This is a genomic window from Rhodopila sp., from assembly GCF_035548095.1.
In the GTDB taxonomy this organism is placed as follows: Bacteria; Pseudomonadota; Alphaproteobacteria; order Acetobacterales; family Acetobacteraceae; genus Rhodopila.
In genome coordinates this window covers 154,953-181,487 of record NZ_DASZUV010000030.1, presented here as the reverse complement: position 1 = coordinate 181,487, position 26,535 = coordinate 154,953, and the positions used below count along the sequence as shown (strand labels likewise).

General features: G+C 65.6%; 29 protein-coding genes and 2 tRNA genes. 12 read left to right on the top strand and 19 right to left on the bottom strand.

Features of this window, described 5'->3' with window-relative positions; all coding sequences use genetic code 11:
- Nucleotides 1–186 precede the first annotated feature (186 nt).
- Genes VHC04_RS21910 through VHC04_RS21900 form a run of 3 tightly spaced genes read right to left on the bottom strand, consistent with a single transcriptional unit; the run spans nt 187 to nt 2,917 of the window.
- On the bottom strand, nt 187–948 hold the full coding sequence (locus VHC04_RS21910) for a short-chain dehydrogenase/reductase (RefSeq protein ID WP_325684862.1): 762 nt from the start codon (nt 946–948) through the stop codon (nt 187–189).
- A gap of 41 nt (nt 949–989) precedes the next feature.
- The gene (locus VHC04_RS21905; RefSeq protein WP_325684861.1) at nt 990–1,712 is read right to left on the bottom strand and encodes a gamma-glutamyl-gamma-aminobutyrate hydrolase family protein; all 723 of its coding nucleotides are present in this window, start codon (nt 1,710–1,712) and stop codon (nt 990–992) included.
- Nucleotides 1,709–2,917, bottom strand: coding sequence for a multidrug effflux MFS transporter (locus VHC04_RS21900; protein ID WP_325684860.1), 1,209 nt, complete (start codon nt 2,915–2,917; stop codon nt 1,709–1,711). Before VHC04_RS21900 ends, VHC04_RS21905 begins: the two co-directional genes overlap by 4 nt.
- Before the next feature lie 153 nt (nt 2,918–3,070).
- Between VHC04_RS21900 and VHC04_RS21895 the strand changes: the two genes are divergently transcribed.
- A tRNA-Tyr gene (locus VHC04_RS21895) sits at nt 3,071–3,156 on the top strand.
- Between the two features lie 86 nt (nt 3,157–3,242).
- On the opposite strand, the gene VHC04_RS21890 is transcribed toward VHC04_RS21895, so the two are convergent.
- The 6 genes from VHC04_RS21890 to VHC04_RS21865 all read right to left on the bottom strand — a co-directional run bounded on the left by VHC04_RS21890 (nt 3,243) and on the right by VHC04_RS21865 (nt 9,046).
- Nucleotides 3,243–5,192 (bottom strand): AsmA family protein, encoded by a 1,950-nt coding sequence (locus tag VHC04_RS21890; protein WP_325684859.1) that lies wholly within the window; start codon nt 5,190–5,192, stop codon nt 3,243–3,245.
- A gap of 74 nt (nt 5,193–5,266) precedes the next feature.
- Nucleotides 5,267–5,506: a DUF2188 domain-containing protein gene (locus tag VHC04_RS21885; RefSeq protein ID WP_325684858.1), complete on the bottom strand. Its 240-nt coding sequence runs from the start codon at nt 5,504–5,506 to the stop codon at nt 5,267–5,269.
- Nucleotides 5,507–5,585: 79 nt separating this feature from the next.
- On the bottom strand, nt 5,586–6,026 hold the full coding sequence (locus VHC04_RS21880; RefSeq protein ID WP_325684857.1) for a flavodoxin family protein: 441 nt from the start codon (nt 6,024–6,026) through the stop codon (nt 5,586–5,588).
- 337 nt (nt 6,027–6,363) lie between these two features.
- Nucleotides 6,364–7,137: a 5'/3'-nucleotidase SurE gene (gene surE / locus VHC04_RS21875; RefSeq protein WP_325684856.1), complete on the bottom strand. Its 774-nt coding sequence runs from the start codon at nt 7,135–7,137 to the stop codon at nt 6,364–6,366.
- 73 nt (nt 7,138–7,210) lie between these two features.
- Nucleotides 7,211–8,260 (bottom strand): TIGR03617 family F420-dependent LLM class oxidoreductase, encoded by a 1,050-nt coding sequence (locus tag VHC04_RS21870; RefSeq protein WP_325684855.1) that lies wholly within the window; start codon nt 8,258–8,260, stop codon nt 7,211–7,213.
- 3 nt (nt 8,261–8,263) lie between these two features.
- Nucleotides 8,264–9,046 (bottom strand): enoyl-CoA hydratase, encoded by a 783-nt coding sequence (locus tag VHC04_RS21865; protein WP_325684854.1) that lies wholly within the window; start codon nt 9,044–9,046, stop codon nt 8,264–8,266.
- A gap of 125 nt (nt 9,047–9,171) precedes the next feature.
- On the opposite strand from VHC04_RS21865, the gene VHC04_RS21860 reads away from it, so the two are divergent.
- Genes VHC04_RS21860 through VHC04_RS21840 form a run of 5 tightly spaced genes read left to right on the top strand, consistent with a single transcriptional unit; the run spans nt 9,172 to nt 13,246 of the window.
- Nucleotides 9,172–10,158 (top strand): LLM class flavin-dependent oxidoreductase, encoded by a 987-nt coding sequence (locus VHC04_RS21860; RefSeq protein WP_325684853.1) that lies wholly within the window; start codon nt 9,172–9,174, stop codon nt 10,156–10,158.
- 40 nt (nt 10,159–10,198) lie between these two features.
- Nucleotides 10,199–11,119: a fumarylacetoacetate hydrolase family protein gene (locus VHC04_RS21855; protein WP_325684852.1), complete on the top strand. Its 921-nt coding sequence runs from the start codon at nt 10,199–10,201 to the stop codon at nt 11,117–11,119.
- Nucleotides 11,116–11,442 carry a hypothetical protein gene (locus VHC04_RS21850; protein WP_325684851.1) on the top strand — a complete coding sequence of 109 codons (327 nt, stop codon included), beginning with the start codon at nt 11,116–11,118 and terminating at the stop codon, nt 11,440–11,442. Before VHC04_RS21855 ends, VHC04_RS21850 begins: the two co-directional genes overlap by 4 nt.
- Complete coding sequence (locus VHC04_RS21845) at nt 11,443–12,330, top strand: alpha/beta hydrolase (RefSeq protein WP_325684850.1); 888 nt, start codon at nt 11,443–11,445, stop codon at nt 12,328–12,330.
- Between the two features lie 4 nt (nt 12,331–12,334).
- Nucleotides 12,335–13,246 (top strand): SDR family oxidoreductase, encoded by a 912-nt coding sequence (locus VHC04_RS21840; protein WP_325684849.1) that lies wholly within the window; start codon nt 12,335–12,337, stop codon nt 13,244–13,246.
- A 46-nt stretch (nt 13,247–13,292) separates the two neighbouring features.
- On the opposite strand, the gene VHC04_RS21835 is transcribed toward VHC04_RS21840, so the two are convergent.
- Genes VHC04_RS21835 through VHC04_RS21825 form a run of 3 tightly spaced genes read right to left on the bottom strand, consistent with a single transcriptional unit; the run spans nt 13,293 to nt 14,804 of the window.
- Nucleotides 13,293–13,907, bottom strand: coding sequence for an FMN-dependent NADH-azoreductase (locus tag VHC04_RS21835; RefSeq protein ID WP_325684848.1), 615 nt, complete (start codon nt 13,905–13,907; stop codon nt 13,293–13,295).
- On the bottom strand, nt 13,907–14,338 hold the full coding sequence (locus VHC04_RS21830; RefSeq protein ID WP_325684847.1) for a GNAT family N-acetyltransferase: 432 nt from the start codon (nt 14,336–14,338) through the stop codon (nt 13,907–13,909). The genes VHC04_RS21835 and VHC04_RS21830 overlap by 1 nt, the downstream gene beginning before the upstream one ends.
- 7 nt (nt 14,339–14,345) lie before the next feature.
- Entirely contained in the window at nt 14,346–14,804 is a 459-nt protein-coding gene (locus VHC04_RS21825) for a carboxymuconolactone decarboxylase family protein (protein ID WP_325684846.1), read from the bottom strand.
- A gap of 83 nt (nt 14,805–14,887) precedes the next feature.
- Here VHC04_RS21825 and VHC04_RS21820 point away from each other — a divergent pair, with 83 nt between their 5' ends.
- A complete protein-coding gene (locus VHC04_RS21820) occupies nt 14,888–16,291 on the top strand; it encodes a PLP-dependent aminotransferase family protein (RefSeq protein WP_325684845.1) in 1,404 nt (467 codons plus the stop codon).
- A 139-nt stretch (nt 16,292–16,430) separates the two neighbouring features.
- Here VHC04_RS21820 and VHC04_RS21815 read toward each other — a convergent pair whose 3' ends face one another.
- The gene (locus VHC04_RS21815) at nt 16,431–17,462 is read right to left on the bottom strand and encodes an aspartate-semialdehyde dehydrogenase (RefSeq protein ID WP_325684844.1); all 1,032 of its coding nucleotides are present in this window, start codon (nt 17,460–17,462) and stop codon (nt 16,431–16,433) included.
- Between the two features lie 403 nt (nt 17,463–17,865).
- Between VHC04_RS21815 and VHC04_RS21810 the strand changes: the two genes are divergently transcribed.
- Complete coding sequence (locus tag VHC04_RS21810) at nt 17,866–18,120, top strand: Lrp/AsnC ligand binding domain-containing protein (protein WP_325684843.1); 255 nt, start codon at nt 17,866–17,868, stop codon at nt 18,118–18,120.
- Between the two features lie 31 nt (nt 18,121–18,151).
- Here the strand turns inward: VHC04_RS21810 and VHC04_RS21805 are convergent, their stop codons facing one another.
- The 3 genes from VHC04_RS21805 to VHC04_RS21795 form a co-directional block, all read right to left on the bottom strand.
- On the bottom strand, nt 18,152–18,841 hold the full coding sequence (locus tag VHC04_RS21805; protein ID WP_325684842.1) for a cyclase family protein: 690 nt from the start codon (nt 18,839–18,841) through the stop codon (nt 18,152–18,154).
- A gap of 57 nt (nt 18,842–18,898) precedes the next feature.
- Nucleotides 18,899–19,567: a YoaK family protein gene (locus tag VHC04_RS21800; RefSeq protein WP_325684841.1), complete on the bottom strand. Its 669-nt coding sequence runs from the start codon at nt 19,565–19,567 to the stop codon at nt 18,899–18,901.
- 32 nt (nt 19,568–19,599) lie between these two features.
- A tRNA-Cys gene (locus tag VHC04_RS21795) sits at nt 19,600–19,673 on the bottom strand.
- Nucleotides 19,674–19,813: 140 nt separating this feature from the next.
- Between VHC04_RS21795 and VHC04_RS21790 the strand changes: the two genes are divergently transcribed.
- Together VHC04_RS21790 and VHC04_RS21785 are read left to right on the top strand one after the other, a co-directional pair.
- Nucleotides 19,814–20,524, top strand: coding sequence for a haloacid dehalogenase type II (locus VHC04_RS21790; RefSeq protein ID WP_325684840.1), 711 nt, complete (start codon nt 19,814–19,816; stop codon nt 20,522–20,524).
- A gap of 100 nt (nt 20,525–20,624) precedes the next feature.
- Entirely contained in the window at nt 20,625–21,797 is a 1,173-nt protein-coding gene (locus VHC04_RS21785; RefSeq protein WP_325684839.1) for an acetyl-CoA C-acetyltransferase, read from the top strand.
- 101 nt (nt 21,798–21,898) lie between these two features.
- Here the strand turns inward: VHC04_RS21785 and VHC04_RS21780 are convergent, their stop codons facing one another.
- Nucleotides 21,899–22,642 (bottom strand): NTP transferase domain-containing protein, encoded by a 744-nt coding sequence (locus VHC04_RS21780; protein WP_325684838.1) that lies wholly within the window; start codon nt 22,640–22,642, stop codon nt 21,899–21,901.
- Between the two features lie 147 nt (nt 22,643–22,789).
- Between VHC04_RS21780 and VHC04_RS21775 the strand changes: the two genes are divergently transcribed.
- On the top strand, nt 22,790–23,935 hold the full coding sequence (locus VHC04_RS21775) for an amidohydrolase (RefSeq protein ID WP_325684837.1): 1,146 nt from the start codon (nt 22,790–22,792) through the stop codon (nt 23,933–23,935).
- A 48-nt stretch (nt 23,936–23,983) separates the two neighbouring features.
- Entirely contained in the window at nt 23,984–24,382 is a 399-nt protein-coding gene (locus tag VHC04_RS21770) for a PPOX class F420-dependent oxidoreductase (protein ID WP_325684836.1), read from the top strand.
- 223 nt (nt 24,383–24,605) lie between these two features.
- Here VHC04_RS21770 and VHC04_RS21765 read toward each other — a convergent pair whose 3' ends face one another.
- Both VHC04_RS21765 and VHC04_RS21760 read right to left on the bottom strand, forming a co-directional pair.
- Entirely contained in the window at nt 24,606–25,436 is an 831-nt protein-coding gene (locus VHC04_RS21765) for a family 1 encapsulin nanocompartment shell protein (RefSeq protein ID WP_325684835.1), read from the bottom strand.
- Nucleotides 25,429–26,478: a Dyp-type peroxidase gene (locus VHC04_RS21760; RefSeq protein WP_408903848.1), complete on the bottom strand. Its 1,050-nt coding sequence runs from the start codon at nt 26,476–26,478 to the stop codon at nt 25,429–25,431. The genes VHC04_RS21765 and VHC04_RS21760 overlap by 8 nt, the downstream gene beginning before the upstream one ends.
- Nucleotides 26,479–26,535 lie beyond the last annotated feature (57 nt).

The window sequence follows — 26,535 nt, the reverse complement described above, 5'->3', positions numbered from 1 at the left end:
CACCAGGATGGCGGCGGACAGATGTTTCATGGCTCGAGTTCTCTTCCTACGGCGGTTGTCTACCCGGATGCGCACACCCGCGGCATATGCGATCACCCATCTCCTTGATGGCGGAATTGCGTCGGATATCGGCACGACATCGTGACCACGCACTGGCAGCCGGACCGACAGCGGCGCCACTCCTCCTCAGCCGCCGCCATCGATCGTCAGAACCGTGCCGGAGGTGTACGCCGAGGCGGGGCTGGCCAGAAAGGCGACCGCATTGCCGATTTCTCGCGGTGTGGCCGCGCGGCCAAACGGCATGCTCGCCGTCAGCTCGCGCCAGCGCTCCGGGTCACCGAATTTCTCCTGCGCTTCCGCTCGCCGAAGCATGATCAGCCGGTCGGTCTCGACCGGTCCCGGATTGATCGCCACGACCCGCACCCCATCCTTCGGCGCGCCCTTGCCCAGGGCTCGCGTGAACGCCATCAGCGATGCGTTGCCGGCGGCACCAGCGATGTAGTTGGTGGGAAATTTTTCACCCGCCGCGCCAATGACGTTGATGATGACGCCATGTCCGCGAGCCTTCATGGCCTCATACATGACGCGGCAAAAGGAGATGTAGCCGAATACCTTCAGGTCCCAGGCCTGCCGCCATCTGGCGTCGTCGACCGTCAGGACATCACCCGGCGGGATGGCACCGGCGTTATTGACCAGGATATCCACCGGGCCGGCCTCCTGCGCGACCCGTCGCACCGCCGCATCGGTCGACAGGTCGGCGGCGATGACGCGCACGTTGACCTGGCGCTTGGTACGTATGGCGGCGGCGGCCTGCTCCAGGTTGGCGGCATCCCGCGCCACCAGGACCAGGTTGCAGCCCTCCTCGGCCAGAACCTCGGCGGTCGCCTTGCCGATACCCTTGGAACCACCGGTGATCAGCACCGTCTTGCCTGCCAGCTGCAGATCCATGGCTGCCTGCCCCTTCGTTGGACGTTGCCGGCGATCCGGCCTCAGCGGCCGCGCCGTTGCCGACACGCATCGCCGAAAGCACGGAAAATGGCAACGCTGTGCGGGTTATCGGCAAAGCACCACTCCGGATGCCATTGCACACCGAGAACCCAGCCAGGGGCTTCCGGCATCGCCACCGCCTCGATCGTTCCGTCTGGCGCTCGTGCTTCCACGACCAGGCCTGGCGCGGGCCGATCGATCGCCTGGCCATGGACCGAATTCACAACGATATCCGTCGCGCCAATGATCGTCGCCAGCCGGCCGGTGGCGGTGATCGGGTGTGCGGGCCGGTAGCGTTGGGCGAGCGTTTCGCCATGACCACGATGGTCCAACCGGCCGGGCAGGACATGCACACGCTGAGCGAGCGTGCCACCAAGGGCTACGTTTAATTCCTGGATGCCGCGACATATCGCAAGGATCGGGATAGCGCGGGCGATGGCGCCGCGAATCAGCGGCAGCGTCGTGTCGTCACGAGCCGGATCATGCAGTTCCGGCGTCTCGCTCTCGCCACCCCCATACCGCCCGGGATGCACGTTGCTCGGACTGCCCGTCAACAGCAGCCCGTCCAGCGTGTCGAGCAAGCCCAGCATGGCCTCACCCAGTGGCGGAATCAGTACGGGCAGGGCACCTGTGCCCTGCAGCACCGCCTCGGCATACCGCGCATGGGTCTGGTGCTGCGGACTCCCGTTCAGCACGCGCGTGCAAACAGGAAGACCGACGATCATCGATGTGCCAGCTCAACGCGCCGACGGAACACATCGGTGATGACCGCGCCCAACATGCCCAGCGCCATCATCGAGGCCATGCCACGCGGCGTGCCATCGGTCACGAAGCTGACCAGCAGGCCTGCACTGGCGCCCAAAGTGAACTGGAACGTCCCCATCAGCGCCGAGGCACTGCCGGCGTGCGCGGCATGGCGCTGCAGCGCGCCCGCGTTCGTATTGGCATTGTTGAAACCCTGCGCACCCAACACGACAATCAAGGGCGCAACGATCATCCATAGGACATGCACCCGAGCAAAGGACAGCATCACCAGAATCAGCGCGGCCAGCAACGAGAAACGCGGAACGAGCGTCAGCAGGCGAGAGAGTCCGACTTTTGGGATCAGGCGCGCATTCAGCTGTGAGCCAAACACCAACGCAATCGCGCACAAGCCGAAAATCAAGGCGAACTGCGAGGGATTGAGGCCGAACCCTTCCTCGAAGACCGGAGAACAGCCGGCCAGATAGGAAAACATACAAAACGTCGAAAAACCGCCCATGATGGCGTGCGTCAGAAACACCTTTTCCTTCACGATCATGATGTAGCGTTCGATCTGCCCCCGCAGCGTGAAACGCAGGCGACGCTCCGGCGGCAACGTCTCCGGCAGTACGAACCAGCAGATGGTCATGCACGTGGTCCCGTAGATCGCCAACAGCCAGAAGATGATCCGCCAATGGGCGAAGGCGAGGATGGCGCCCCCGACCGACGGGGCAAAGACCGGCGCGGCCCCCATGACCAGGACCAGCCGGGACATCATGATGGCGGCAGCCTGGCCCTCTGCCAGGTCTCGCACCATGGCGCGGGAAATCACCATGCCTGCGGTCGCGCCGAAGGCGGCCAGCGCCCGGAACAGCGCCAGTGCCGGCAGCGAGGGGGCCATGGCGCAGCCGACCGTGCAGATCGTGAACAGTGCGAAGCCGGCCGCCATGGGCCGGCGGCGCCCGAACCGGTCGGAAAGCGCTCCCTGACTGAGCTGCCCCACCGCAAGTCCGGCAAACCAGGATGCCAGCGTCAGCTGCGCGGTGCCGGGGGCGGTGCCGAAACTGGCCTCTACCGCCGGGAATGCCGGCAGGTACATGTCTGTCGCCGCCGGACCGACGGCGATGAACAGGCCAAGAAGGTAGGGAAGCCAGACGGGATGTCTGTGGGGAAGAGTTGCGACTGTCATCCTGGGTGCGGCGGTAGCATGTGGCGAAAGGGCGTCGTCCCAGGTGTGCTTGCTTTCCGGCAACAGGGCGGAAAACGGCGCCGCGGTCAAGAGCGTGGTCGGCGCATGTTGACTTGAAGGGTGGCTTCGGCGTAAGTCGCCGGCTCCCGGCGTGGAGGGGTGCCCGAGTGGCTAAAGGGGACGGACTGTAAATCCGTTGGCGCACGCCTACGTTGGTTCGAATCCAACCCCCTCCACCACCCAACGACGCAACAGCCATTCGCAATAGCCGGCCCAAGTCGGACGCCCTCGCAAACGCGGGTTTACGAACCGTCAGCGCCCCGGCTCATTTCTGTCGGTGCGCCAGCGGCGCACATCCGGCATCGTCTCCAACCCCGAACTGGATCGTCGGCAACAACGCGGCCGGCGGGAACAGGAACCCGAGGCCGACCGCGGCAGCCCCGCGCGCCAGCAACGGCACCGCCTCCGGCCTGATGGATGGATGCTTGAATGACCCCGTAATCGCGATGGGGGTCGGCATTGTCCCGATAGAGAAATGTTTGGATTTGGTGGCGACGTGATAATCCAGCATCTCGTTGTCCAGGTTCACGTCCCCCGATCCGGAAACCACATTGCTGGCGGTATCCAGAATCATCGTCCGCGTCGACAACACCCCGTGCCGCAGCGCCCAATCTCCGACGAAGCAGCGGATCTGGTCCCGGGCCGGAATGCCCAGCGCGGATAGCAGCGCATTGCCAAACTGCAACCCTGACAGGTCCACCAGCAGCGCGCTCAGATCGCCGCCGCCGGACATCACCAGCTGTACGGAGCCATCGCCGTTCGCCGCGAACGTGGCCACCGAATTGCCCGTGGAATCGATTGCCGCGCGGCCGCCGACCGTTCCGCTGCCATTGGTCATGCCGGTTGCTGCCAGCAACCGCCCCAGATCAACATGTTGAACGCCGACATTGGCCCGCAGCCGATAGAGTGCGTCATTCGCTGGAGCCAGGTCGATCGTGCCCTCGATCTGGCCGCGTCCGACACCCAGCGACAGCGGGGTCAGCCGGATTCGCCCGTCATCGATGTCCAGCACCGCGGTCATGCGGTCGAACGGGACACCGCGTCCGATGATCTGGTCGCCGCGGTACTTTATGTGGATGTCCGCCGACTTCAGCCTGGGGATATCGATCCGCTTGGTGGGCAGCAGCCTGGGGCTGGCCTCGGCCTTGGCGAGCTCCTGGCGCTGCTGTGGCGTCTGACCCGGCGTCGACATCCGGCCGGGCTCTGAACCGATGAATCCACCCAGATCCGCCAGATCGACATGGTGAGAAGCCAGCTCGCCGGTCAAAACAGGTTTCGCCCCGCGTATATCGACCTGAACGGTACCGGACAGATCGCTCGATCCAACCCGGCCGTTAAAATTCCGGAACAGAACCCGGCCGCTGGTGTAGTCCAGATTGCCCGACACCTGGTACGATGGGGTTTTGGGCAACGGGATGGCAGTCAGCGGGTAAAGCAGCTTCATGTCCGGGCCGGACAGGGTCAGCTTCACGTCGGCACCCGCGAACGCCATCGGGTTCAGCACGGTTCCCGCCAGATGGATCCGGGTTGGTCCGTTCGCGACTTCGAGGTCGATAGGGTACGGATGCGTCGCGTCGCGCAGCGTCAGCAATGCTCCACCGGTCGCGCGGCCGGTAATCGGCTGGTCGGCATAGGTCCCCTTCGCGGTCACCTCGATCTGCCGCTCCCCGTCCGCACGCCGAGCCGAGGTCGCCACGTCCATCGCCACGTCCGCCTTCAACGACGGGTCGAGCAGATGGATGCTGCCTTCGGAAATTTGAAGGTCGCCGATCTGCGGGCCGGCCCCGGCCGCGGCCCCCGGTTTGGACGCAAGCGCCGGAAACACCCAATTGGGCTTGCCATCCTCGCGCCGGGCATCGATCACCGGGTGGTCGACGGCGATCAGGGGCACAACGATCTGCCTGCCCTTCAGATACGCCATCACATCGACGGTCACGGCCAGATGCTGGATGGTGGCAAAGGGCGTGCCGGCGGGAGAGGAAGGCGGGTCGCCGACCGTCACGCCGTCGGCCACGACGACGGTCTGGCGGCCGGGTTCCAGATCGAAGTGCTGCAGGCTCACTGGTCGGCCGAGCGCCGCGGAAACCTGCGCCTCCACCAGCGGGCGGAACCAGTTCCAGTCCCAGAATGCGATCAGGGCCGCCACGCCCAGCGCCAACAAGCCCACGACAACCCAGCGGACGCGCAAGCCCGTCCGGCGGGCTTCGCCTGGCACGGCTGCTTCCAGGGCGCGATCGGGTTTCATCGGTCAGGTAACGATTCGCCGCCTGAAAGGTTTTGCCGCGCCCGTCAGCTCACGACATCGGCATCCGGCCGGTCATCCGGCTCCGACAGTTCGGCGTGCCAGACGCCCGCGGCATCCTGATAATGAATTTCCGTCAGATCGCCCGGCACGTGCTGTTCCCGGGCGACGCGGCGTGCCGCGTCCACCGCGGCCTCCTTGCTGGCGTAAGGCTCCGAGAACACCCCGTCCAGCGTGTAGGCCCAGCCGCCGTCATGCGGCACGACGCGGTAATGGATGTTCGCCATGCATTTTTTCTCCCTTGGCAGGTGCCATCATAGCACGCCCGCCGGCCGGCCGGGATGGTTCCCGCCGGTTCGGAATGGTTCAGAAGATGCCGCCAGCAAGCCCGGCGGCCAGGGCCGCGCCGAGATCGCGGCAGGACGCCAGGTCGGCGGCCCCGATCTGTTTGGGCGCGAGGATCACCTCCGGCGTCTGGGCGTGGGTGCAGATGATCAGCGGCTCCGCCACCGGCCGCAAACGCCAACCGGTCGCGATACGGGCGATCTGGCGCGCGGCGTTGGTGCCGTCGCTGCCGGCACAGATCAGCGATGCGTATGGACGGCCATTGATACGGTCCAGCACCGGATAATAGGTGCGGTCGAAAAAGTCCTTCATGCGACCGGCCATCGCCGCCAGGTTTTCCGGTGTCGCGAACAGATAGCCATCTGCCGCCAGCACATCGTTCACGCCGGCATCGTCCGCGGCCAGCAGGCGGGTATTCACGTCCGCCTCGGTCTCGGCGCCGGCCCGCGCGGCCTGCGCCATCTGCCGCGTCCCTCCGGTTGCGGAGTGGAAGACAATCAGCAACGTCTTCGAGGCCACCATCCGATGAGCGTACCGCGTCCAGGAATCACCGGATAGTGCATGGCCGCCCCTTTCCGCCGGATCGGTTCACGCGGTTGACGACATGCCGATCGATGACGGCATGGCGCCGGCATTGCTGATCCGGCTCATCGCATCGCTGCATCGGTATCGCGTTCTGGTGATCAGGGACGCCCGTGGGGTGTCCGTGGTGAACCCGTGGTGAACGCGGAGCCGGTGTCAGGCCTGCGCCAATTGTTCGGGCACGGATGATATCCGGCACGATTTCTTGGGTGCGGCCTCAACCATCCAGCCGGGGCAGGTGCTCCGACAGCGTGCGGAACGCCTCGTTGTCCGTCCGGTCGTACCGGATCGGTGTCACAACGATCTTGCCGGCACGCAAGGCCGTATAGTCGCTTTCCGGCCCTTGCGGAATATCGCCGCGGCGGAAATTCAACCAATGGTATTCCATGCCGCGCGGATCGACGCGGGTCTCCACCATCATGCCCGCCAGCATCCCCTCGCCTTGCCGGGCAAGGGTCATCGGGCCGACCTCGGTGACGGGCAGCGGGGGAAAATTCACGTTGAGGATCGCGCGCTTGCCCCAGCCAATCGCCAGCAGCTTGCGGATCGTTCCGACGCCGAGAGCACGCGCTGTGTCCCACGGCACCGAGTCGCGCCTGGTAAAGGCCTGGCTCAGCGCCAGGGCCGGCACACCCAGCATCATGGCCGTCATCGCACCGCCGACGGTGCCGGAGAATACCGTCTCCATCCCCAGGTTCAGACCGCGGTTGACCCCCGACAGGACCAGGTCCGGCAGGTTGTCCTTCATCAGGTGGCACAGGCCGATCGCCGCGCAGTCCCCCGGCGTGCCGGTGACGCCGAAGCGGCGCTCACCCCGGCGGCTGATGCGCAGAGCGTGATGCAGGCTGATGGCGTGGGACTGGCCGCTCTGGTCGTGTTCCGGCGCGACCACCCAGACCTCTCGGGCGATCTCCGCGGCGATCTGCTCCAACACCGCCAGGCCCGGTGCGTCGATCCCGTCGTCATTCGTCAGCATCACCCGATCCAGCACGCTGTGTCCTCCATCTTGCCGGACCTGTTTGAGCCGGTTGCCCGCCGCCGATCAAGGGCGGCGGTCCCGGTCCTCACCACGCGGTCTTGTAACCGTGAAAGGGGGTAGGGATTCGCTTGATTTCCTGGATGACGTCCGGTGGCACGTTGGTATCCGCGCTCTGGGCGTCGGCTCGCAGATTGATCGCATCGCTTACCCCGCCGAATCGTTCGGCGATCCTGCCAGGCAATTCCTTATGCGTGCCGACGGCGGCGAACAGGTACACCAACTCGTCGGGCACCTTGGCGGGCAGCTCCGCCCATTTGCCGGCCTTGGACATGGCATTGAGCTCGCGCCCCAAATCGCCGTAGCCATGCAGCTCGAAGACGCCCCAATAGGCGGGCGTCGTGCCATAGAAGGCGATCCGGCCGCGCACCACCTCGAACGCCCTGGCAACCGAGTCGCTGTCGGCGCCGGTGGCGATGAAGCCGCCGCCGGTAATCTCGAAATGCTCTCGCTGGCGCCCTGTACGGGCCATGCCCTCGCGCAGGCGCGGCACCACCTCTTCTTCCAGGTAGCGGCGGGTGCAGAACCCGTGCAGACGGATGCCGTCCGCGACTTCCCCAGCCAGGCGCAGCGTATGCGGCCCGACGCCGGCCAAGGTGATCGGCACCATCTTCTGCCCCATCGAGGGCGGCATGAAATAAGGCGGCATCAGCGAGAACGTGTAGTGCTGGCCACGGAAATCCAGCTTCTCGCCCTTCTCCCACGTGGTCCAGATCGCCCGCAGCGCCTGAACGTATTCGCGCAGCCGTGGCGCTGGCGCCGTCCAGGGCACGCTGAACCGTTTTTCATTATGTGGCCGGATCTGCGGACCGATCCCCAGCACGAAACGCCCGCGCGAGGCATTCTGCAGGTCCCAGCACGCATTCGCCACCACCATCGGGCTACGCGGGAAAGCGATTGCCACCGACGTGCCGAGCTCCACCTTGTCCGTGTTCACCGCGGCGATGGCATGCGCCAGGAACGGGTCGTGCTTGTTCTCCATCGTCAGCAGGCCGTCGTAGCCTGCCTTCTCCGCCGCGATTGCCGCCGCCGCCGTGGTCCGCAGATCAGCCTGCGGCAGGTTGTTCAGGACCCGCATGCCTCAGCGCCCCGTAAACGACGGCTTGCGCTTTTCCTTGAAGGCAGCCACCGCCTCCCGATGGTCCTCGGTCTGTGAGCAGCGGGCCTGGTGAACTGCCTCCAGTTCCAGCGACGTGGCGAAATCGCCCGTTTCAGCGGCCGACAGGTTCCGCTTGGTATAGCCCAGGGCGATCGGCGGCATTGCGGCGATGCGGCGGGCCATCGCCATGGTCGTCTCCCGCAGTTCCGCGTCATCCACCACCTGGTTGACCAGGCCCAGCCGCAGGGCCTCGTCGGCGCCGATGATGTCGCCGGTGAAGAACAGCTCGCGTGCCTTGGCGGTGCCGATCAGCCGCGTCACGGTCCAGGTGCCCCCCCAGTCGCCGGACAGGCCGATCTTAATGAAGCCGGTGCCGAAGCGCGCGGACTTGGCAGCGATGCGGATGTCGCAGGCACAGGCCATGGAAAGGCCGGCGCCAACGGCCACGCCGTTGATCATGCCGATGATCGGCTTCGGCACGCTGTTCATCAGCGCCGGAATGCGGTTCGATTGACGGATACCCTCGGCCCGTTCCTCGAACACACGAGAGGACCGGCCGGCCATCGATTTCACGTCGCCGCCGGCGCAAAAACCTCGGCCCGCGCCGGTGATGATGATGCAGCCGATCGCGGGATCGTTGCCCAGGCGGTAGATCGCCTCGTGCATGCCCAGCCGGATCTCCTCCGACAATGCGTTCAGCGCCTCCGGCCGGTTCAGGGTCAGGGTGGCGACGCCGTCTTCGACGGATTCCAGGATGTCAGGCATGGGACGATTCCCTCCATTTGCGCGGGGCCATTTGCGCGGGTCATTTGCGCGGGCCATTTGAGCGGGCGCAACCTTGGCGCGACCGACCGGCGGCTGCAACATGCCCCGAAGACAGGAGACGTCGCATGACCCTGGTGCTGGACACATGCCTGCGGATTGGCATTCAGACCATCCACCGCCGCACAGAACCGGCGACCGGCCCCTGGCTGCCGCGGATCGATGAGCTGGTGGCGCTGGTGCAGAACACCGACCGGTTGGGCTTCGATTCGCTATGGGCAGGCGATCACATCTCTTTTCCCGTCCCGATCCTGGATCCGCTGCTGCAATTGGCGCAGGCCGCCGTGGTCAGTCGCCGTCTGATCCTGGGCACCTCGGTGCTTCTGCTGCCGCTGCGCCACCCCACGCCGGTGGCCAAGCAGGTCATCACGCTGGATCACCTGACAGAGGGCCGCTTCATCCTGGGGGTCGGCGTCGGCGGGGAATTCCCAAAGGAGTATGCCGCCTGCGACATACCCCACAACGAACGTGGCGCCCGTCTCGCCGAGGGCGTGACGGTGCTGCGGCAATTCTTCAGCGGTGAGCCGGTCAGCCACCACGGCATGTTCTATGGTCCGTTCGACGACGTGCCGATGCGTCCGCCGCCGCGCCAGGCGGGTGGACCGCCGATCTGGTTCGCCGGGCGGAAGGAAGCCGCGCTGCGCCGGATCGGGCGGCTGGGCGATGGCTACCTGGCCTATGTCATTACGCCAGAAATGTATCGGGATGCCCTGGCGACGATCGACCGGGCCGCGATGCAGGCGGGCCGCGAGGCGGTGCCGTTCGGTACCGGCCATCTGCTGTTCACGCGTCTGGACAAGACTTACGAGGAAGCACTGGACCGGGCGACGGAGACACTCAGCGTTCGTTACGCCATGGATTTCCGCAGGGCGGCGCAGCGCTACTGCGCGCTGGGCCCGCCGGAGATGGTCGCGCAGCGAATCCGCGACTTCCACGCCGCCGGGGTCCGCCACATCGTGCTGGACCTGCTCGGTCCCTACGAACAGAAAGCCGATCAGATGGAGTGGTTTGCGCGGGAGGCGCTGCCATTGCTGGCTGACCTGACCGCGGGTTAGGCTGATCCCCATACAAGCAGGCCCTGGGAGGGGACATGCCATGAAGCTGGCATTTTTCGATGACTTCAAACTGGGCGTGGTGCGCGGCGACGCGATCTTCGACGTCTCCCCGGTGGTGCGCGAGATCCCGCATGTCGGGCCGGGCGACCTGATCAACGCCCTGATCGCCAATTTCGGCGAGTACCGGCACCGGCTGGAGGGGGTGACCACGGGTGGCACGCCGCTGGCGAATGTCCGGCTGCGCCCGCCGCTGCCGCGGCCGGGCAACATCGTCTGCATGGCGGTGAACTACATGGAAGACGGGACGCTGGCGAAGCCGGCGCCAATCAACGCCTTCCATAAGGCCGCCAATGCCATCATCGGCCCTGGCGACACCATGGTACTGCCAGACGTTCCCGCAACGATCTTCGAGGGCGAGGCCGAGATGGCCGTGGTGATCGGCAAGCGCGCCAGCAACGTGCCGGCCGCGCAGGCCATGGACCACGTCTTCGGCTACATCAACTTCATCGACGGGTCCGCCCGCGGCCTGCCGCCGCCCGGCAACGTGTTCTTCCAGATGAAGTCACGCGACACCTTTGCCCCGATCGGCCCATACCTTGTTACCAAGGATGAGGTCGCCGATCCGCAAAAACTGCCGGTCAGACTGTGGGTCAACGGCGAACTCAAGCAGTCCTTCAACACCGACGACATGGCCCACTCGATTGCACACTGCATCGAGTGGGTGACGTCAATCCATACGTTGGAACCGGGCGACATCCTCGCCACCGGTACCAACCATCGGGGCCTGTCCGCCTTCATGGACGGCGATGTGATCGAGCTGGAGACAGAGGGACTGGGCCGGCTGCGCTTCAACGTCCGCGACGACCTGAAGCGGACCTGGTCACGGGAGACCAGGCTCGATCGCCAGAAGAAGGGCCAGGAAGGCCCGACCTCGCAACTGACAGGAAAGTACGCGAAATGAGTGCGGCCTACCTCGTCGTCCGCGCGGTGCTGACCGAAATGACCGACCGCGCCCGCTTCGATACCTGGTATCAAAAGGAACATCTGCCGGATGCGATGAAGGCATTCCAGGCACAAGCAGCGATGCGAGGATGGAGTGAGCAGGATCCCACGGTACACACCGCCTTCTATCGCTTCCCGTCGTTGGAGGCCGCGAAATCCGCCACCGGTGGCGCGGCCATCAAGACCCTGATCGCTGAGTTCGACAAAGTGTGGGGCGACCGTGTCCATCGCACGCGCGATGTCCTGGTAATCGCCGACGAACTGATTGGAGGATCGCATTAGATGGACCCCGAAATCGCCAGAATCCGTGAAGCCATCGCCGCCAGGCCGCGCGCCGCGGAAATCGCGCAGATGCGAATCGATGCCGATGCGCGGGGTAAGAACCTGGGGCTCGCCAAGGACGTCACCGTAACGCCCGTGGTCGCGAACGGTGTGCCAGCGGAATGGACGTCGACGCCGGATGCCGGGCAGGACAAGGCGATCCTGTATCTGCATGGCGGCGGCTATGTCATCGGATCCCTCGACAGCCACCGCCATCTGGCCGCCGAAGCCGGGCGGCAGGCCGGCACCCGCACGCTGGCGCTCCATTACCGACTGGCGCCGGAGCATCCGTTCCCCGCGCCCGTCGAGGATACGGTAGCCGCCTATCGCTACCTGCTGGACAGCGGAATGAAACCGAAGAACATCTGTATCGCCGGCGACAGCGCGGGCGGCGGGCTGGTGGTCGGGGCAATGCTGGCGTTGAAGCAGGCCGGTCTGCCGCAACCCGGTTGCGGCTGGTGCATCTCTCCCTGGGTGGACATGGAAGCCACCGGAAAATCCTTCACCGATCGTGCCGATACCGATCCCACCGTGCAGAGGGCCACTATCGAAATGATGGCCAAGTGGTATCTGGGGGACGCCGATCCCAAACACCCCCATGCCTCACCGATCCACGGCGACCTGCGCGGCCTGCCGCCGCTGCTGATCCAGGTCGGGTCGGTCGAGACGTTGCTGGACGACTCGATTGCCCTGGCGCGTAAGGCCGGGATCGACGAGGTGCCCGTCGACCTGCAAATCTGGCCGGAAATGATCCATATCTGGCACATCTTCTTTCCGATGCTGACGGCAGGGCGGCGCGCGCTGGCCTCCGGCGGTGCTTTTGTTCGCACAGCCCTGAGGGGGAATTGAGACCATGGATGTTCGTTTCGATGACAGAGTGGCCATTGTCACCGGTTCCGGTGTCGGCCTGGGTCGCTGCCATGCGCTGTTGCTGGCGTCACGCGGCGCCAAGGTGGTGGTGAACGATCCGGGCGGTTCGGTGGACGGCACCGGCGGCGCCAATGCCGTGGCGGACAAGGTGGTGGCGGAGATCAAGGCGGCCGGCGGGCAGGCGGTGGCCAGCTATGCCTCCGTCGCCGATGAAAAGTCAGCCAGCAGCATCATCCAGACCGCCATGGACACCTGGGGCCGGGTGGATATCCTCGTCAATAACGCCGGCATCCTGCGGGACAAGGCGTTCAACAACATGACCATGGAGGATTACGAGTTCGTCAACCAGGTGCATCATTTCGGTACCGTCTACTGCACCAAGGCGGCCTGGCCGATCATGCGCAAGCAGAGCTACGGCCGCATCGTGGTGACGACATCCGGGTCCGGCACCGTCGGCAATTTTGGCCAGGCCAATTATGGCGCTGCGAAGATGGCGGTGAACGGGCTGATCAACGTGCTGCGGTTCGAGGGTGCGAAATACAATATCCGCCTGAACGCGATCTCGCCCTCCGCCTATACGCGGATGACGGAATCGCTGCTGCCGCCGGACATGGCGCCGTGGATGAAGCCGGAACTGGTGTCGCCGATGGTCGCCTGGCTATGCAGCGAGGAGTGTGACCAGAACGGCGAAATCATGGCGGCGACCGCCGGCGGCTATGCGCGCGTCCAGTATTTCGTCACCGAAGGCAAGCAGTTCGATCCGGCGGAACCGGTCACGATCGAAATGGTCCGCGACAGCCTGGACCAGATCCGCGACCTGACCCATGTGAAGCCGTATTTCGGCATGATGGGGAACGTGGTGGAGAAGCTGCGGGAGATGGGGCGGATCAAATAGCACAGTCTCTCCACGACAAAGCCCCCGGCAATCGGGGGCTTTGCGCTTATGGCGGGAGAGCGTCGTCAAGCAGTGCCATCGCCCGCCCCCAGGCATCAGCCAGGGCGTCGGCCCCGCGCGTCACACCCTCCAGCGGGAGGACCGTCAGGCTCCGCAGCCCGATCGTTTCAAATATGGCGCGCAAATAGGAGGTAAGGAAATCAGGCTGCGGCGGCGCACCGGCCGGTGACGGCCGCGTGAACCAGCCACCGGAGGTGACGACGAGGTAGACTGGCCGGTCCGGCAGGCGCCCGACCTTGCCCATCGGTGTGCTGCTGAAGGTGCGGTGGATCCGCACGATCTGATCGATCCAGGCTTTCAGCACGGCCGGTACGGTGAAATTGTGCATCGGCGTGGCGATCAGCACCGCATCGGCCGCCTCCAGCTCCGTGATCAGCGCTTCAGAGGTAGCCAGCGCCGGGTGATCCGGCACCGGCGGGGCCAGGATCGCACGGGTGAACGCAGCGTCCGGGGGCCGCACCGGATCGGCCACGAGATCGCGCACGACCAGGCACGCTCCGGGCAGCCCCGCCAGCAGGCGAGCCAGGACAACGCCGGCGAAGCGCCGGCTGACGGAGTCGGTCTGCCGCGGACTCGCGGCCACATAGAGGATCGACCCCATCACGTCGCCTCTTTCAGTGGCATGGCAAAGCGAAGCGCCGCGGGCAGCATGCCGTATCGAAAGTAGAAACGCTGGCCCAAGCCATTATCCAGCCCGGTATCCAGCACAAGATGCGGCAGCCCGGCCGCCCGCGCCTCGGCGGCGACAGCGTCCAGAAGCCTCGCCCCCACGCCCTGACGCCGCCCTGCGGGCGCGACCACCAGATCGTCAACATAGCAGAACGGCCCGCGTATCAGGTTCTCCTGCGGTCGGTAGCCGGCGAGGCCGACCGGCCGCTCCCCATCCCACGCCGCCAACAGCCGATAACCCGCCTGCTGCTGCCGGCGGACCCTGGCGATAAAGGTCGCAGGGTCGGCGAGATGCGGGCGAAGGTCCTGCATCAGCGGAAAACAAATGAGCAAATCGGCGTCGGTTTCGGCATGGCGCAACATCGCGGCGTCACGCCGCCGCCTGGGCCGGCACAGGATGTTGCAGGGCGAAGCCGACGCCGATCCTGTTCCACAGGTTGATCAACCCGATCAAGGTCGTAAGGTTGGCGATCTCGATCGGTGAGAACTGCGTCTGCAACGCCGCATAGACCGGGTCCGGCGCACCATCCGTGGGCAGGCGGGTCAGGCACTCGGTCCAGTCCAGTGCCGCCCGTTCCCGCGGTGTGAACAGCGGCGACTCCCGCCACGCGGACAACAGATACAGACGCTGCTCCGATTCACCCGCCTGGCGTGCATCCCGCGAATGCATGTCGATGCAAAAGGCGCAGCCGTTGATCTGCGACGCCCGCAGTTTCACCAGCTCAATCAGCGATTTTTCCAGGCCGCAGGCGCGGATATAGCGTTCCACGCCGCCGACCGCGGCATAGGCCTCGGGGACGGTCTGCAGGCTGAGACGTTGCGCGTGCATGAAGGGCCTCCTCTGTTCAGCGCTGAAGATGCTCCCGCCATGGACTATCCGACAGAGCCAAAAATGGCGTATCGGACTAAGCCATGGATCGTTTCGTCATCAGGCTTGATCGTCCTGACGGCACGCCAGTGTTCCGTCAGATCGCCGAGCGCGTGCGGCAAGGGATTGCGCACGGGTTGCTGGCGCCGAATGATCGGTTGCCGTCCGCCCGAAGCCTGGCGGCGCAGCTTGGCCTGGCGCGCGGCACCGTCGACGCCGCCTACGCGCTGCTGGCCGGAGAAGGGTATGTCCAGGGCCGCGGTCCTGCCGGGACCGTGGTCGCGCCAGGCCTGAGAGTGCCGGCGGTGCCGCCTTGTCCGCCGGTCGAGAAGTCCGTTGCCGCCGCGGCGCGAGCGCTGCCAGGGCCGTTGCCGTTCCGTCTGGGCTTGCCGGCGCTGGATGCCTTCCCGCGTACGCTGTGGTCCCGCCTCACCGTCCGCGCGGCTCGGCGGATCGCACCGGCCGCGTTGGCTTATCCGGACCCGGCCGGTCTGCCCGTGCTACGAGAGGCGATCGCCACCTATCTGCGCGTGGCCCGCGGCATCGCATGTGACGCGCACGACGTGCTGATAACCGCCGGCTTCCAGGGGGCCCTGGCGTTGATCACGCACGCGATGCTCCGCCCTGACGATCGGGTCATCATCGAGGACCCCGGCTATTTCCTTGCTCGGGATGCCTTGGCACAGGCCGGCGGGACACTGGTGCCGAGCGCGGTGGATGCAGCCGGCCTGGATGTCGCGCTGGCGGCCAGCCTTGCCCCAGCCGCCCGCTTCGCCGTGGTTACACCCACACATCAAGCGCCGATGGGCGTGGCGCTGTCGTTGCAGCGGCGGCTGTCGCTGCTGGACTGGGCCGCCGATACCGGAGCCTGGGTGATCGAGGACGATTACGACAGCGAGTTCCGGTACACGGGTCACCCGTTGCCTGCCCTGAAGAGCCTGGATCTGACGGGACGGGTTCTATACGCGGGCAGCTTCAGCAAGGTGCTGTTTCCCGGACTGCGGCTGGGCTACCTGGTGCCCCCGGTCTCGTTGCAGGCCCCCCTTCTGGCCGCCGCGCGGACCCTCCAAGCAGGCCTGCCGGTGCTGGAACAGCAGGTCGTCGCTGCGTTCATGACCGAGGGGCATTTCGCGCGGCACCTGCGGCGCATGCGCTCGCTGTACGGATCGCGGCGGTCAGCTTTGGCGGCTGCCTTGCGGGCGGTCTTCGGCAGCCGCCTGGATTTGCAGCTGCAGGCAGGCGGGATGCATTTGCTGGCACGGCTGGCCGACGGACCATCGGACGCCGAAATGGTTCGCAGGGCGCTGGACGTGGGGCTTGGACCCAATGCGTTGTCCGCGCAGTCGGTGGCCGGCCATGCCGGTGAGGGGTTGTTACTGGGTTTCACGAACGTGCCGGAAGCCGACGCATTGGCACTGACCCGCCGGCTCGCAAAAGCCATCCGGTGACCGCCCGGGCCAGGGGGTTTTTGCACCCCTCGACCGATCGCGGTTCGGTGCGCGGTCAATCGCCTGGTTAATGACGATCAGACATGCAGATCCGCAACCGCCGCCCGATACCCTCAGGCGACTGTTGCGGAGGGCGATGTCAGGCCGCTTTCCGCGTCAGCAGGTTCATCGCGATCATCGTTTCGGCGATCTGCACGGCATTCAAGGCCGCACCCTTGCGCAGATTGTCGGAAACGCACCAGAACGACAGGCCGTTCTCCACCGTCGGGTCCTTGCGGATGCGACTGACGAACACCGCATCCTCACCCTGACACTCCAGCTGAGTGACGTAGCCGCCATCCTCTCGGACATCGACGACTTCGACTCCGGGCGCGTCACGCAACAGGGCCCGTGCCTCGCCGGGCGCCACCGGCTTCTCGAATTCCACCGTCACCGCCTCGCCATGGCCGATGAAGACCGGAACGCGCACGCAGGTGGCGAAGACGGCGATGTTCGGATCGAGAATCTTCTGCGTCTCGACCACCATTTTCCACTCTTCCTTGGTGGAGCCGTCATCCATGAACTTGTCGATATGCGGGATGCAGTTGAAGGCGATCTCCTTCGTGAACTGCTCCGGCGGGCTCTGCTCATGCACGAAGGACGACTTCGCGTGGCTGTACAGCTCGTCCATGCCCTCCTTGCCGGCGCCGGACACCGACTGGTAGGTCGACACGATGACGCGCTTGACCCGGAATTCGTCGTGCAGCGGCTTCAGCGCCACCACCATCTGAATGGTCGAACAGTTCGGATTGGCGATGATATTGCGCCGCGTGAAGCCGCGCAGCGCCTCGGGGTTCACCTCGGGCACCACCAGAGGGATGTTCGGCTCCATGCGAAAATGCGAGGTGTTGTCGATTACCACACAGCCCTGAGACGCCGCCCGCGGGCCGTGCACCGCGGAGACGGACGCGCCCGGGCTGAACAGGCCAATGTCCCAGCCGGCGAAATCGAACGTATCGAGGTTCTGGACTTTCAGCACCCGTTTGTCGCCGAAGGAGACCTCCGCGCCCGCCGACCGGCCAGACGCCACGGCGGCGACATCGGACGTCGGAAAATTGCGCTCCGCCAGGGTTTTCAGCATTTCGCGTCCGACTGCCCCGGTGGCGCCGACAACCGCGACCCTGTACGACATGAATAGGTCTCCTGCATGGATGGAAGCACGCACGGTTAGCGGTGAATACCGGTGGAAGCAAGGACTTCCACGGAATGAAGCAATTGGGGATGGCGGACCGATCGAGGGTGATTCCAGCCAGCGCGCGACAGGACCGGCTTAGCCCGACATGCCTCGGGCCTCCTTGATTCAAAAGCGCGATTTCCATTTTCTGGTGTTGGCTCCGGCCGACTGCGCTTCCATTTCCCGCTCTGATCGGCGGTCCGGCACCGCGCGCCAGGCGTCATGGCCTGTACGCAAAGCAGGCCGGCATTCGAGACCGCTCGGATGTCGGCCGCCGCCGCGTGTCGGTGACGCGTGTCGGTGACGCGTTGGTCCGGGCCGGCAGACCGGCTAAGCTCCGACAAGCGTGTTGGAGGTGGCGGTGAAGGCGATCTTCGTTCAGATCAAGTGCGAGATGGGCAAGGCATACGAGGTCGCGCGCGAGGCGGCGGACACGATCCCGGAGATGTCGGAATTGTTCTCCACCTCCGGCCAGTATGACCTGCTGGGCAAATTCTATCTGGAAAGCGATCAGGATATCGGCCTGTTCGTCACCGAAAGGATTCAGGCGCTACCGGGCGTCAAGGATACCTACACACTGATCACCTTCAACGCCTTTACGGGCGGGACGGGCTAGGTCCGCGCCCGCCATCCATCGCTCATCGGCGTCAATCCAGCCAGGCAACCGCCCGGATCGGGCTGCCCGACCCGCCGCGGATCTTCAGCGGAAAGCCGATGAACCGAAACCGGCCGCGGCCAACCAGCTTGTCGAGGTTCACCAGGCCCTCCATGTGGGTAAATCCCATGTCTCGGCAGACGTGGTGAACCTCGAAGTTGTTGCGGCCCGGGCGGCCAGGACTCACTGCCTCGACGCCGAACATGCGGATGCCGCGGCCGCCGAGCCAGGTGGCGGAGTGCTTGGTCAGGCCAGGAAAGTCGGTGATGAAGGCGTCGGTGTCGTGGGTCCGGCGCCAGAAATCCATGTGCAGCAGCACGGTATCGCCCGGCTTGATTGCGACGCCCGCGGCGGCCTCGGCAGCCTGCAGGTCGTCGACGCTGATGTCACTTTTCAGCGGCTTGTGCGACAGGTCCAGGCACACCGCCTCGGTGAAGAAATTCTCCAGCGGCATCCGGTCGATCGTCATCGCATCCGGCCGGTCATCGAAATGCGCGGGCGCGTCGACATGGGTGCCGGAATGATCACCCATGTTCAGTGACATGACCGCCGATGAAAAGACGTAGCCGTCGGCCTCCCGCTTTTCCTCGTGCGTCGTGAACGGCGCGATGATCACCATCGGATGGTTCGGCAGTCGCTGCATCTTGTGGTGGATGTCGCGGCTGAGATCGATCAGTTCCATGCGTCACGGGCCTCCGGCTGGGTTCGGGGCCGAGTATGGGCGCAATACGCCGGTCCGTCAGCCGGCCCGCACCGCAACCTGTCGGACCGCGGCGGCGGTCAGCACCGTCAGGGCCGCCCCCAGGAGCGGCAGGGCACGGTCGATGACGGCATCCGTTTGCATGGATGCCAGCGTCGCCAGCGCGGCCCCGGTGACCAGTCCCGTCCAGGGAACCGCCTGCATCAGCCAGTCCCACCCCTTGCCGCCGCCGGTGAGAAGGGTTCCGACGCCTTGACCGAACCGCACCAGTGCGCCGGTGACGAAGGTCAGGCTGACCGACGTGCGACCCACATGCTGCATGGCGGCGTTCAGCCCGCCCATCGCGAACGTCAATGCCACGATCCCGACGCGGTGATCGAATAATGGCACCAGCAGCAAAGCGGTGACGCATGCAATGACCACCGGCAGGTGCCAGCGGCCGCTGACGATCGCCACCACCTGCCCGGCAGCGGCGCCGGCGACGAATGTCGCGATGACCAGCCCGATCAACCGCGCCTGCGGCCAATCCGACCTGGCCAGGGAAACCGCGAACATGGTGCTGTTGCCGCTCATGAAAGACAGGAAGACGTTGTGCAGCAGCGCGATTCCGCGCGCGTCGACCGCCCCGGCCAGTGCAGCGAGCAGCCATACCGTGGCCAGGTCGGCCGGCGCGTTGTCCGTGGTCTCACCTGACGCCGGTTCGTTCATGCGGAAAAATTGGTCACTGCGATGGAGACTGCTGGAGGTCCGGGCCGGAATCGAACCGGCATACGCGGATTTGCAGTCCGTTGCATCACCACTCTGCCACCGGACCCCGATCGCAGGCGCGCTATATGGGTCGGCTGGGGGCGAAGGGTCAAGGGCAGATTGAAATTGGCGCGAGCCGCTCCGCCGCCGCAGTGCTTGACCGTCCCCTGACTGCCCGCTCTCCTCACCGCAGGAGGAACCCTGCCCATGCCCCAACCACCCGTCGCAATCGTCTTTGACACCTTCGGCACCGTCGTCGACTGGCGTTCCAGCCTGATCGCGGACCTTTCGGCCTATGGCGCGAAGCGCGGCATCACGGCCGACTGGCAGGCTCTGGTGGATGCCTGGCGCGCCGCCTACCAGCCCTCCATGCAGCGTGTGCGCAGCGGGGAACGCGGCTGGACCTTGCTGGACGACCTGCACCGCGCCTCTCTGGACCGGCTGGTCAAGGAGCAGGGGATTCAGGGCCTCACCGAGGAAGACAAGGCGCATATCAACCTGGGCTGGCACCGGTTGAAGCCATGGCCGGATTCCGTTCCCGGCCTGATGCGGTTGAAAACCCGTTTCATCATCGGCCCGTTATCCAACGGCAACGTCTCCCTGTTGCTGAACATGGCGAAACAGGCGGGCATCCCGTGGGACATGATCTTCGGATCCGACTTGTTCGGCCATTTCAAGCCGGACCCCGAGACCTATCTTGGTGTTGCCAGGCTGCTGAACCTGCGGCCGGACCAGGTGATGATGGCAGCCGCCCACAACGGCGATCTGGGCGCCGCCCGCAAATGCGGCCTGCAGACCGCCTTCTTTCCCCGCCCGACCGAATACGGACCGGAACAGACGAAGGATAAGGCCGCCGAACAGGATTGGACCATCGTCGCCAAGGACATCCAGGACTTGGCAACCCAGCTCGGCGTCTGATCCGGGTTGCTTTTCCCCGCACCGTGCCGCACATCCGGCCCAGGACGGCGGACCAACGCCGGCCGGGCGGCTTCATCCGACTTCAGGGGAGAGCAGGGATATGGAAGATATCGTCATCGTCTCGGCGGCCAGGACACCGGTCGGCAGCTTCAACGGCGCTCTTGGCTCATTGTCCGCCCATGAACTCGGCGCCGTCGCGCTGAAGGCGGCGGCGGAGCGCGCCGGCATCGACATGGCGGCGATCGACGAGGTCATTTATGGCCAGGTGCTGGCTGCCACCGAGGGCCAGAATCCCACCCGCCAAGCCGCCCGCGCGGCCGGTGTGCCGGATTCCGCCACTGCCTTCGGCATCAACCAGGTCTGCGGCTCCGGCCTGCGCGCGGTCGCCCTGGCGGCGCAGCAGATCCGCACCGGCGAAAGCGCCATCGTCGCCGCCGGCGGGATGGAAAGCATGAGCCGCTCCACCCACGGCGCGCACCTGCGCAACGGCACCAAGATGGGCGGCGTGGAGTTCATCGACACGATGCTGAAGGATGGGCTGTGGGACGCGTTCCATGGCTACCACATGGGCAACACCGCCGAGAACGTTGCCACCAAGTATCAGATCAGCCGGGAAGAGCAGGACGCGTTCGCCGTCGCATCCCAGAACAAGGCCTCGGCGGCGCAGAAGGCCGGCAAGTTCAAGGATGAGATCGCGCCGGTGACGATCAAGGCCCGCAAGGGTGACATCGTGGTGGCCGACGACGAGTATATCCGCCACGACGCGAACCTGGAAACGATGGCAAAGCTGCGCCCCGCCTTCACCAAGGATGGAACGGTCACCGCCGGCAACGCGTCGGGCATCAATGACGGCGCCGCCGCGCTGGTGCTGATGACGGCGTCGGAGGCGAAAAAGCGCGGGTTGACCCCGCTGGCCCGCATTGCCGGCTTCGCCACCGCGGGGGTTGATCCCGCGGTGATGGGCACCGGCCCGATTCCGGCCACCCGCAAGGTGCTGGGCCGCGTAGGCTGGAAGCATGACGATCTGGACCTGATCGAGGCCAATGAGGCCTTCGCCGCTCAGGCGTTGGCGGTGAACAAGGATATCGGCTGGGACACCAGCAAGGTGAACGTCAATGGCGGCGCGATCGCCATCGGCCATCCGATCGGTGCCTCCGGTGCCCGCATCCTGGTGACGCTGCTGTATGAAATGCAGAAGCGCGACGCCAGGAAGGGCCTTGCCACATTGTGCATCGGCGGCGGAATGGGCGTCGCCATGGCGGTTGAACGGTAGAGGGCAACGGCCTGAACCGGGCGGTCTGAAGGCAGGAATCCTGCCTTCAGGACAATAAACAATCACCTGGGGCTCGGCTTTCGCGGCCGGGCCCGCTCGTGTCAGCCTTCCAGAACCAGCTCACCGGTCGCGACCATGTGCTCATAAAGAGCCAGGTCATCCGCGCTGTCGATCCGGCCACACTGACCGTCGGTGCCGACCGTACCGACCGCGACCGTCTTGGCCTGCAGCAACTGGCGCAGAAGAGCGGTCATATCCAGGCGGCCCTGCTCCTTGTCCCCCAACGCGTCCAGCAGGGTTTCCGCTGCCTGCCAGGCGGTTGGCGTGAACTTCACTACGCCCATTGGCTGCCCCTGCACTTCCGCCGGCCGCTCAGCCACGCCTCCGATATCCATCAGGTTGCCCGCCGCGCCGCGCCGGAATGCAGCCACATGGGCAAGCGGATCGGAGAACCGGCGTGCCCACAGATCACCCCATTTGCGGTCATACCCGACCACCAGCGCACCGCGAACCGTACCGATCATGTGCACCAGTTCGTGCCGATAAAAGATATTGGCGTCACAGACGATGACGGTGCCGCCACGCAGCCACTCCGACGCCGCGTGCAAGGCGGTGACATCGCCGGTCTCCTTCCAACGGAGATGATCGAACCACGTCACTTCGGAGGCGACCACGATCGCGTCGGCGCAATAGCCGCGAACCACGCCGATTTCCGCCACACCGCCGGCCCGCAGCGCGGCGATCTGGCGCTCCAGCAGGGTCTTACCAGCCAGGGCGGTCATGACCGGCGGCAGGCCCGCTTGGGCAAAAGCGCCTTGGCCGGCGGCCAGGATCAGACCACGCATGCGGCACACTCCTCTTCTTGGGGGCGCTTCCGACCCGGAATGCTTACCGTTCCGCTATAGTCCGGTCTGAGAAACCGTTCCACCGGTGCGCCTGACCGTTGCCGCGCCACCGGCAACCCGTTAGCGTCCGCCTTCATGACCGCAGCGATGGACAAGGCCCTGCATGAGACGCTGACGCGATGGCGCCGGCATCTCCACGCCCATCCGGAAGTGACGCTGCATGAACAGAACACCGCCGCCTTCGTGCAGGACCGGCTGCGGGAGATGGGTATTCCCTTCCAGGCGAATATCGGCGGCCATGGTGTGGTGGCCACGATCTCACGCGGCGACTCCAACCGCAGCGTCGGCCTGCGGGCGGACATGGACGCGCTGCCGATTCAGGAAACCAGCGGTGTCCCGCATATGTCCACCAATCCCGGCGTGATGCACGCCTGCGGCCATGACGGACACACCACCTCCCTTCTGGGAGCGGCCGCCTTGTTGACGGCGGACGCTTCCTGGACCGGTACCGTGCACCTGGTGTTCCAGCCAGCCGAAGAGGGCGGCGGTGGCGCCAAGTCGATGATCGCCGACGGGTTGTTCGAGCGGTTCCCGATGGAGCGCATCTTCGGCTACCACAATTGGCCAGGGCTGCAGGCCGGCACGGTCGCGGTGCATGACGGCCCGGTCATGGCGGCCGGCAACCGCGTCTACCTGACCGTGACCGGCCATTCCGGCCATGCCGCCATGCCACACCAGACGCGCGATCCGATGATCGCCGCCGCGCATCTCCTGCTCGCGCTGCAGACAATCGTCTCCCGCTCGGTCGACCCGCTGGACAGCGCCGTGCTGACCATGGCGACTATCCAGGCCGGCTCCGCCGCCAACCAGATCCCCGACAGGGCCGTGATGCGCGGCACGATGCGCACCCTGCGCAACACTGTACGTGACCAGGTGGAGGCGGATATCCATCGCATCGCCGACGGCATTGCCCGCACCTTTGGCGTGCAGATCGACGTCGAGATCCCGCGCGGCAACATTGTCACGGAAAATTCGCCAGCGGAGCGGGACATTGCAGCCGATGCCGTCCAGGCCGCCGGGCTGCCGCTGCGGCGCGACCTGCCGCCGGCCATGACCGGGGAGGATTTCTGCTGGTACCTGGAACGCAAGCCGGGCGCGTTCGTCTGGATCGGCAACGGACCCGCCGAGGGCGGCCGCGATCTGCACAACGCCAACTACGACTTCAACGACGATATCCTTCCGGCTGCATCGGGGTTCCTGGCATCGGTCGCCAAGCTGGCGCTTGCCGGCTAGCGGGACCACCCCAATCTCCCAGGCGGACCAGCCGCACAGGAGAGCGCAATGGCAGATGTCCCCGCCGCCTATCTGGACCTGCTGACACGGAAGAAGGCACTGGCCCACCTGGCTACCATCCAGCCCGACGGCTCACCGCAGGTTACGCCGGTGTGGTTCGACTACACGAACGGCACGGTTCGGGTGAATACGGCCAAAGGCCGGGTGAAGGCGCGCAACATGTCGGAAGGATCGAAGGTCGCTCTATCGATCGTCGATCCCGACAATCCCTATCGCCACATACAGATTCGCGGGACGGTGACGAAGGAAACGACGAATGGCGCGGTCGCCCATATCGACAGCCTTGCCAAGAAATACCTGGGGAAGGATACCTATCCCTGGCACAATCCAAAGGATGTGCGCGTGATGTATGAGATCACGCCCGCCGCCGTGCACACCATGGGCTGAGGCGGTCTGTGGCGACACACTCCTCGAACGTCGTCTGGCCCCACAGCATGCCCAGCCCGCTCCCGGTCAGCGCAGAAGCCGGAAACAGCGAACCGCGTGGATGGTGGTTCATGCGGAGTCCTCGATGACCGGGCGTCGGATCGGGCGGACAGGCTCGTATCGGCGCATCCGGGCTCGGCGAAGCGTGGCCAGATCGGGGACCCACGCCCGCCGAGCCCGGATGCTAGGCCGGTGCCGAAGCCATGATCTCCGGCGGCCGGAGCGCCACGCCCGCCTCGGCCGTCAGCATCAGGAAGGTAAACGTCTCCTGCAGGTACAACGTGACCTTGCTGTCGGTGTGGCTCAGATAACCGATCGAGACATCCTGGCCGATATGCATTTCAAAATCACCGCCACGCGCACTCAGCACGTAGCCGCCAGCCAGAGCCAGGGCCGGGGCCCAAAGCACCTGATCCTTCACCATGCGAGCTACACGGTCGAACACTGGCTCACCGTTATCGGCGCCGGATGACAGCTTGGTATAGGCCTCGGCCCCCAGCAGCAGGACGTAAGGCCCGTCGACGCCTTCCAGGCGGAGTTCCGTCAGCGCCTTGGCGATCACCTCGGGATAGCGCCGCACATCGGCGGGCAGGGTCAGGGCCGGATTGCTGAGCGCCGCATGAACGCCGCCGATACCGCCGGCCGCATAACCTTCAAAGATTGCCCGATCTTCGGCGAAGGCCAGCTCCTTGGCGGCATCCTTGACCGGCTGCCAGTCGGAATCGTTTGCGCCGCGTTCCACGTCATCGATCGCCTGGCGGTCGAGGTCGAACGGCACCCGGAATTCCACCATCGCCTGCACGTCCCGCTGGTTCGCCTTGATCCCCGTGCCGGGCGGGTCCAGCGGCCGGATATGGCCAGTGCCCACGGCCGACGTCGCAAATCCCGATGGTCCGATGACATCGATCACCCGGCGGCCGGCCAAGTGGCGCTTGAAGGTGCGGGCCGCCTCCTCCTCGATCTGGGCCCAGGCTGCGTCGGAGATCGGCGCAAGCTCGCGGTGCAGGTTATTCATGCCTGGGTTCTCCTTTGAGGGCGCCTATGCCCAGTGAGCCAACGGATGCCGCCGGTGATGCCGGTATCGATGGCCGAGCGGACAGCGCGGCATCGGGGGAGGCGGGGACCGCATCCAGAAACGTGGCGGGGGGGACAAAGAACAGGCAACCGGTCACCGGATGGGTGAAATCCAGCAGCCGGTCGTAATTCCCGGGCGGACGCCCGACGAACATGTTCTCGATCATCAGCTCGGTGATCCGCGGTGTCCGGCAATAGCCGATGAAATAGGTGCCGAATTCGCCATGGCCCGGCCGGCCGAACGGCATGTTCTCGCGCAGGATTGCCTTTTCCTCGCCATCCTCCTCGATCACCGTCAGCGCGTTGTGCGCCCAACTTGGCTTCGTCGCGTCATCCAGCTCGACATTCTGCAGCTTGGTGCGACCAATGATGCGTTCCTGCTGCTCTGTCGGCAGTGCTTCCCACGCTTCCCTGTGGTGCAGATATTTTTGCACGATGACGTAGCTGCCGGCGGCGAAGACCGGGTCCTCGTCGCCGATCAGGGTGGCATCGATGGCTTCCTGGCCCTGCGGATTTTCGGTGCCGTCCACAAAACCGGTCAGGTCGCGGCAGTCGAAGTAGCGGAACCCGTGCACCTCATCCTCGACCGACACCGCCCCGCCGAGGCTTGTCATGATCAGCGCCGCGAGCTCGAAGCACAGGTCGGGGCGGGTCGCGCGGATATGAAACAGCAGATCGCCCGGCGTTGCCATGGCGTGGCGGCTACCCGACCGGAATTCCCGAAATGGATGCAGCTCTGCCGGACGGGCACCGCTGAACAGCCGGTTCCAGGCATTCGAGCCGATCCCCATGACGCACGTCAGCCCCGCTTCCGGTTCCCGTGAGCCGGTCGTGCGCACCAGGCCGCTCAACGCGCTGCAGAAATCACGCACCACGGCGGGAGCTTCGGCGTCCGGACTGATCGTCAGCGTCAGAAAGATCGCCGCGCCGGTATGGGGCGTGGTAATCGGCTGAGGGATGGGCAGCGGTCCATCATCCGGCATGGGACGCCTCATCACGGCGTCCGGTCCACGGCCGGCATCCTTGGATAAAGCCAACCC

Excerpts from the sequence above, each read along its gene's own strand:
- VHC04_RS21815 (WP_325684844.1), bottom strand. The coding sequence starts at position 17,462 with ATGTCGTACAGGGTCGCGGTTGTCGGCGCCACCGGGGCAGTCGGACGC.
- VHC04_RS21885 (WP_325684858.1), bottom strand. The coding sequence starts at position 5,506 with ATGGCGAACATCCATTACCGCGTCGTGCCGCATGACGGCGGCTGGGCC.
- VHC04_RS21825 (WP_325684846.1), bottom strand. The coding sequence starts at position 14,804 with ATGCACGCGCAACGTCTCAGCCTGCAGACCGTCCCCGAGGCCTATGCC.
- VHC04_RS21870 (WP_325684855.1), bottom strand. The coding sequence starts at position 8,260 with ATGCGGGTCCTGAACAACCTGCCGCAGGCTGATCTGCGGACCACGGCG.
- VHC04_RS21780 (WP_325684838.1), bottom strand. The coding sequence starts at position 22,642 with ATGCGTGGTCTGATCCTGGCCGCCGGCCAAGGCGCTTTTGCCCAAGCG.
- VHC04_RS21790 (WP_325684840.1), top strand. The coding sequence starts at position 19,814 with ATGCCCCAACCACCCGTCGCAATCGTCTTTGACACCTTCGGCACCGTC.
- VHC04_RS21840 (WP_325684849.1), top strand. The coding sequence starts at position 12,335 with ATGGATGTTCGTTTCGATGACAGAGTGGCCATTGTCACCGGTTCCGGT.
- VHC04_RS21805 (WP_325684842.1), bottom strand. The coding sequence starts at position 18,841 with ATGGAACTGATCGATCTCAGCCGCGACATCCACCACAAGATGCAGCGA.
- VHC04_RS21830 (WP_325684847.1), bottom strand. The coding sequence starts at position 14,338 with ATGTTGCGCCATGCCGAAACCGACGCCGATTTGCTCATTTGTTTTCCG.
- VHC04_RS21860 (WP_325684853.1), top strand. The coding sequence starts at position 9,172 with ATGACCCTGGTGCTGGACACATGCCTGCGGATTGGCATTCAGACCATC.
- VHC04_RS21835 (WP_325684848.1), bottom strand. The coding sequence starts at position 13,907 with ATGGGGTCGATCCTCTATGTGGCCGCGAGTCCGCGGCAGACCGACTCC.
- VHC04_RS21800 (WP_325684841.1), bottom strand. The coding sequence starts at position 19,567 with ATGAACGAACCGGCGTCAGGTGAGACCACGGACAACGCGCCGGCCGAC.
- VHC04_RS21905 (WP_325684861.1), bottom strand. The coding sequence starts at position 1,712 with ATGATCGTCGGTCTTCCTGTTTGCACGCGCGTGCTGAACGGGAGTCCG.
- VHC04_RS21785 (WP_325684839.1), top strand. The coding sequence starts at position 20,625 with ATGGAAGATATCGTCATCGTCTCGGCGGCCAGGACACCGGTCGGCAGC.
- VHC04_RS21880 (WP_325684857.1), bottom strand. The coding sequence starts at position 6,026 with ATGGCGCAGGCCGCGCGGGCCGGCGCCGAGACCGAGGCGGACGTGAAT.
- VHC04_RS21770 (WP_325684836.1), top strand. The coding sequence starts at position 23,984 with ATGGCAGATGTCCCCGCCGCCTATCTGGACCTGCTGACACGGAAGAAG.
- VHC04_RS21765 (WP_325684835.1), bottom strand. The coding sequence starts at position 25,436 with ATGAATAACCTGCACCGCGAGCTTGCGCCGATCTCCGACGCAGCCTGG.
- VHC04_RS21760 (WP_408903848.1), bottom strand. The coding sequence starts at position 26,478 with ATGCCGGATGATGGACCGCTGCCCATCCCTCAGCCGATTACCACGCCC.
- VHC04_RS21855 (WP_325684852.1), top strand. The coding sequence starts at position 10,199 with ATGAAGCTGGCATTTTTCGATGACTTCAAACTGGGCGTGGTGCGCGGC.
- VHC04_RS21845 (WP_325684850.1), top strand. The coding sequence starts at position 11,443 with ATGGACCCCGAAATCGCCAGAATCCGTGAAGCCATCGCCGCCAGGCCG.
- VHC04_RS21820 (WP_325684845.1), top strand. The coding sequence starts at position 14,888 with ATGGATCGTTTCGTCATCAGGCTTGATCGTCCTGACGGCACGCCAGTG.
- VHC04_RS21775 (WP_325684837.1), top strand. The coding sequence starts at position 22,790 with ATGGACAAGGCCCTGCATGAGACGCTGACGCGATGGCGCCGGCATCTC.
- VHC04_RS21865 (WP_325684854.1), bottom strand. The coding sequence starts at position 9,046 with ATGCCTGACATCCTGGAATCCGTCGAAGACGGCGTCGCCACCCTGACC.
- VHC04_RS21910 (WP_325684862.1), bottom strand. The coding sequence starts at position 948 with ATGGATCTGCAGCTGGCAGGCAAGACGGTGCTGATCACCGGTGGTTCC.
- VHC04_RS21900 (WP_325684860.1), bottom strand. The coding sequence starts at position 2,917 with ATGACAGTCGCAACTCTTCCCCACAGACATCCCGTCTGGCTTCCCTAC.
- VHC04_RS21850 (WP_325684851.1), top strand. The coding sequence starts at position 11,116 with ATGAGTGCGGCCTACCTCGTCGTCCGCGCGGTGCTGACCGAAATGACC.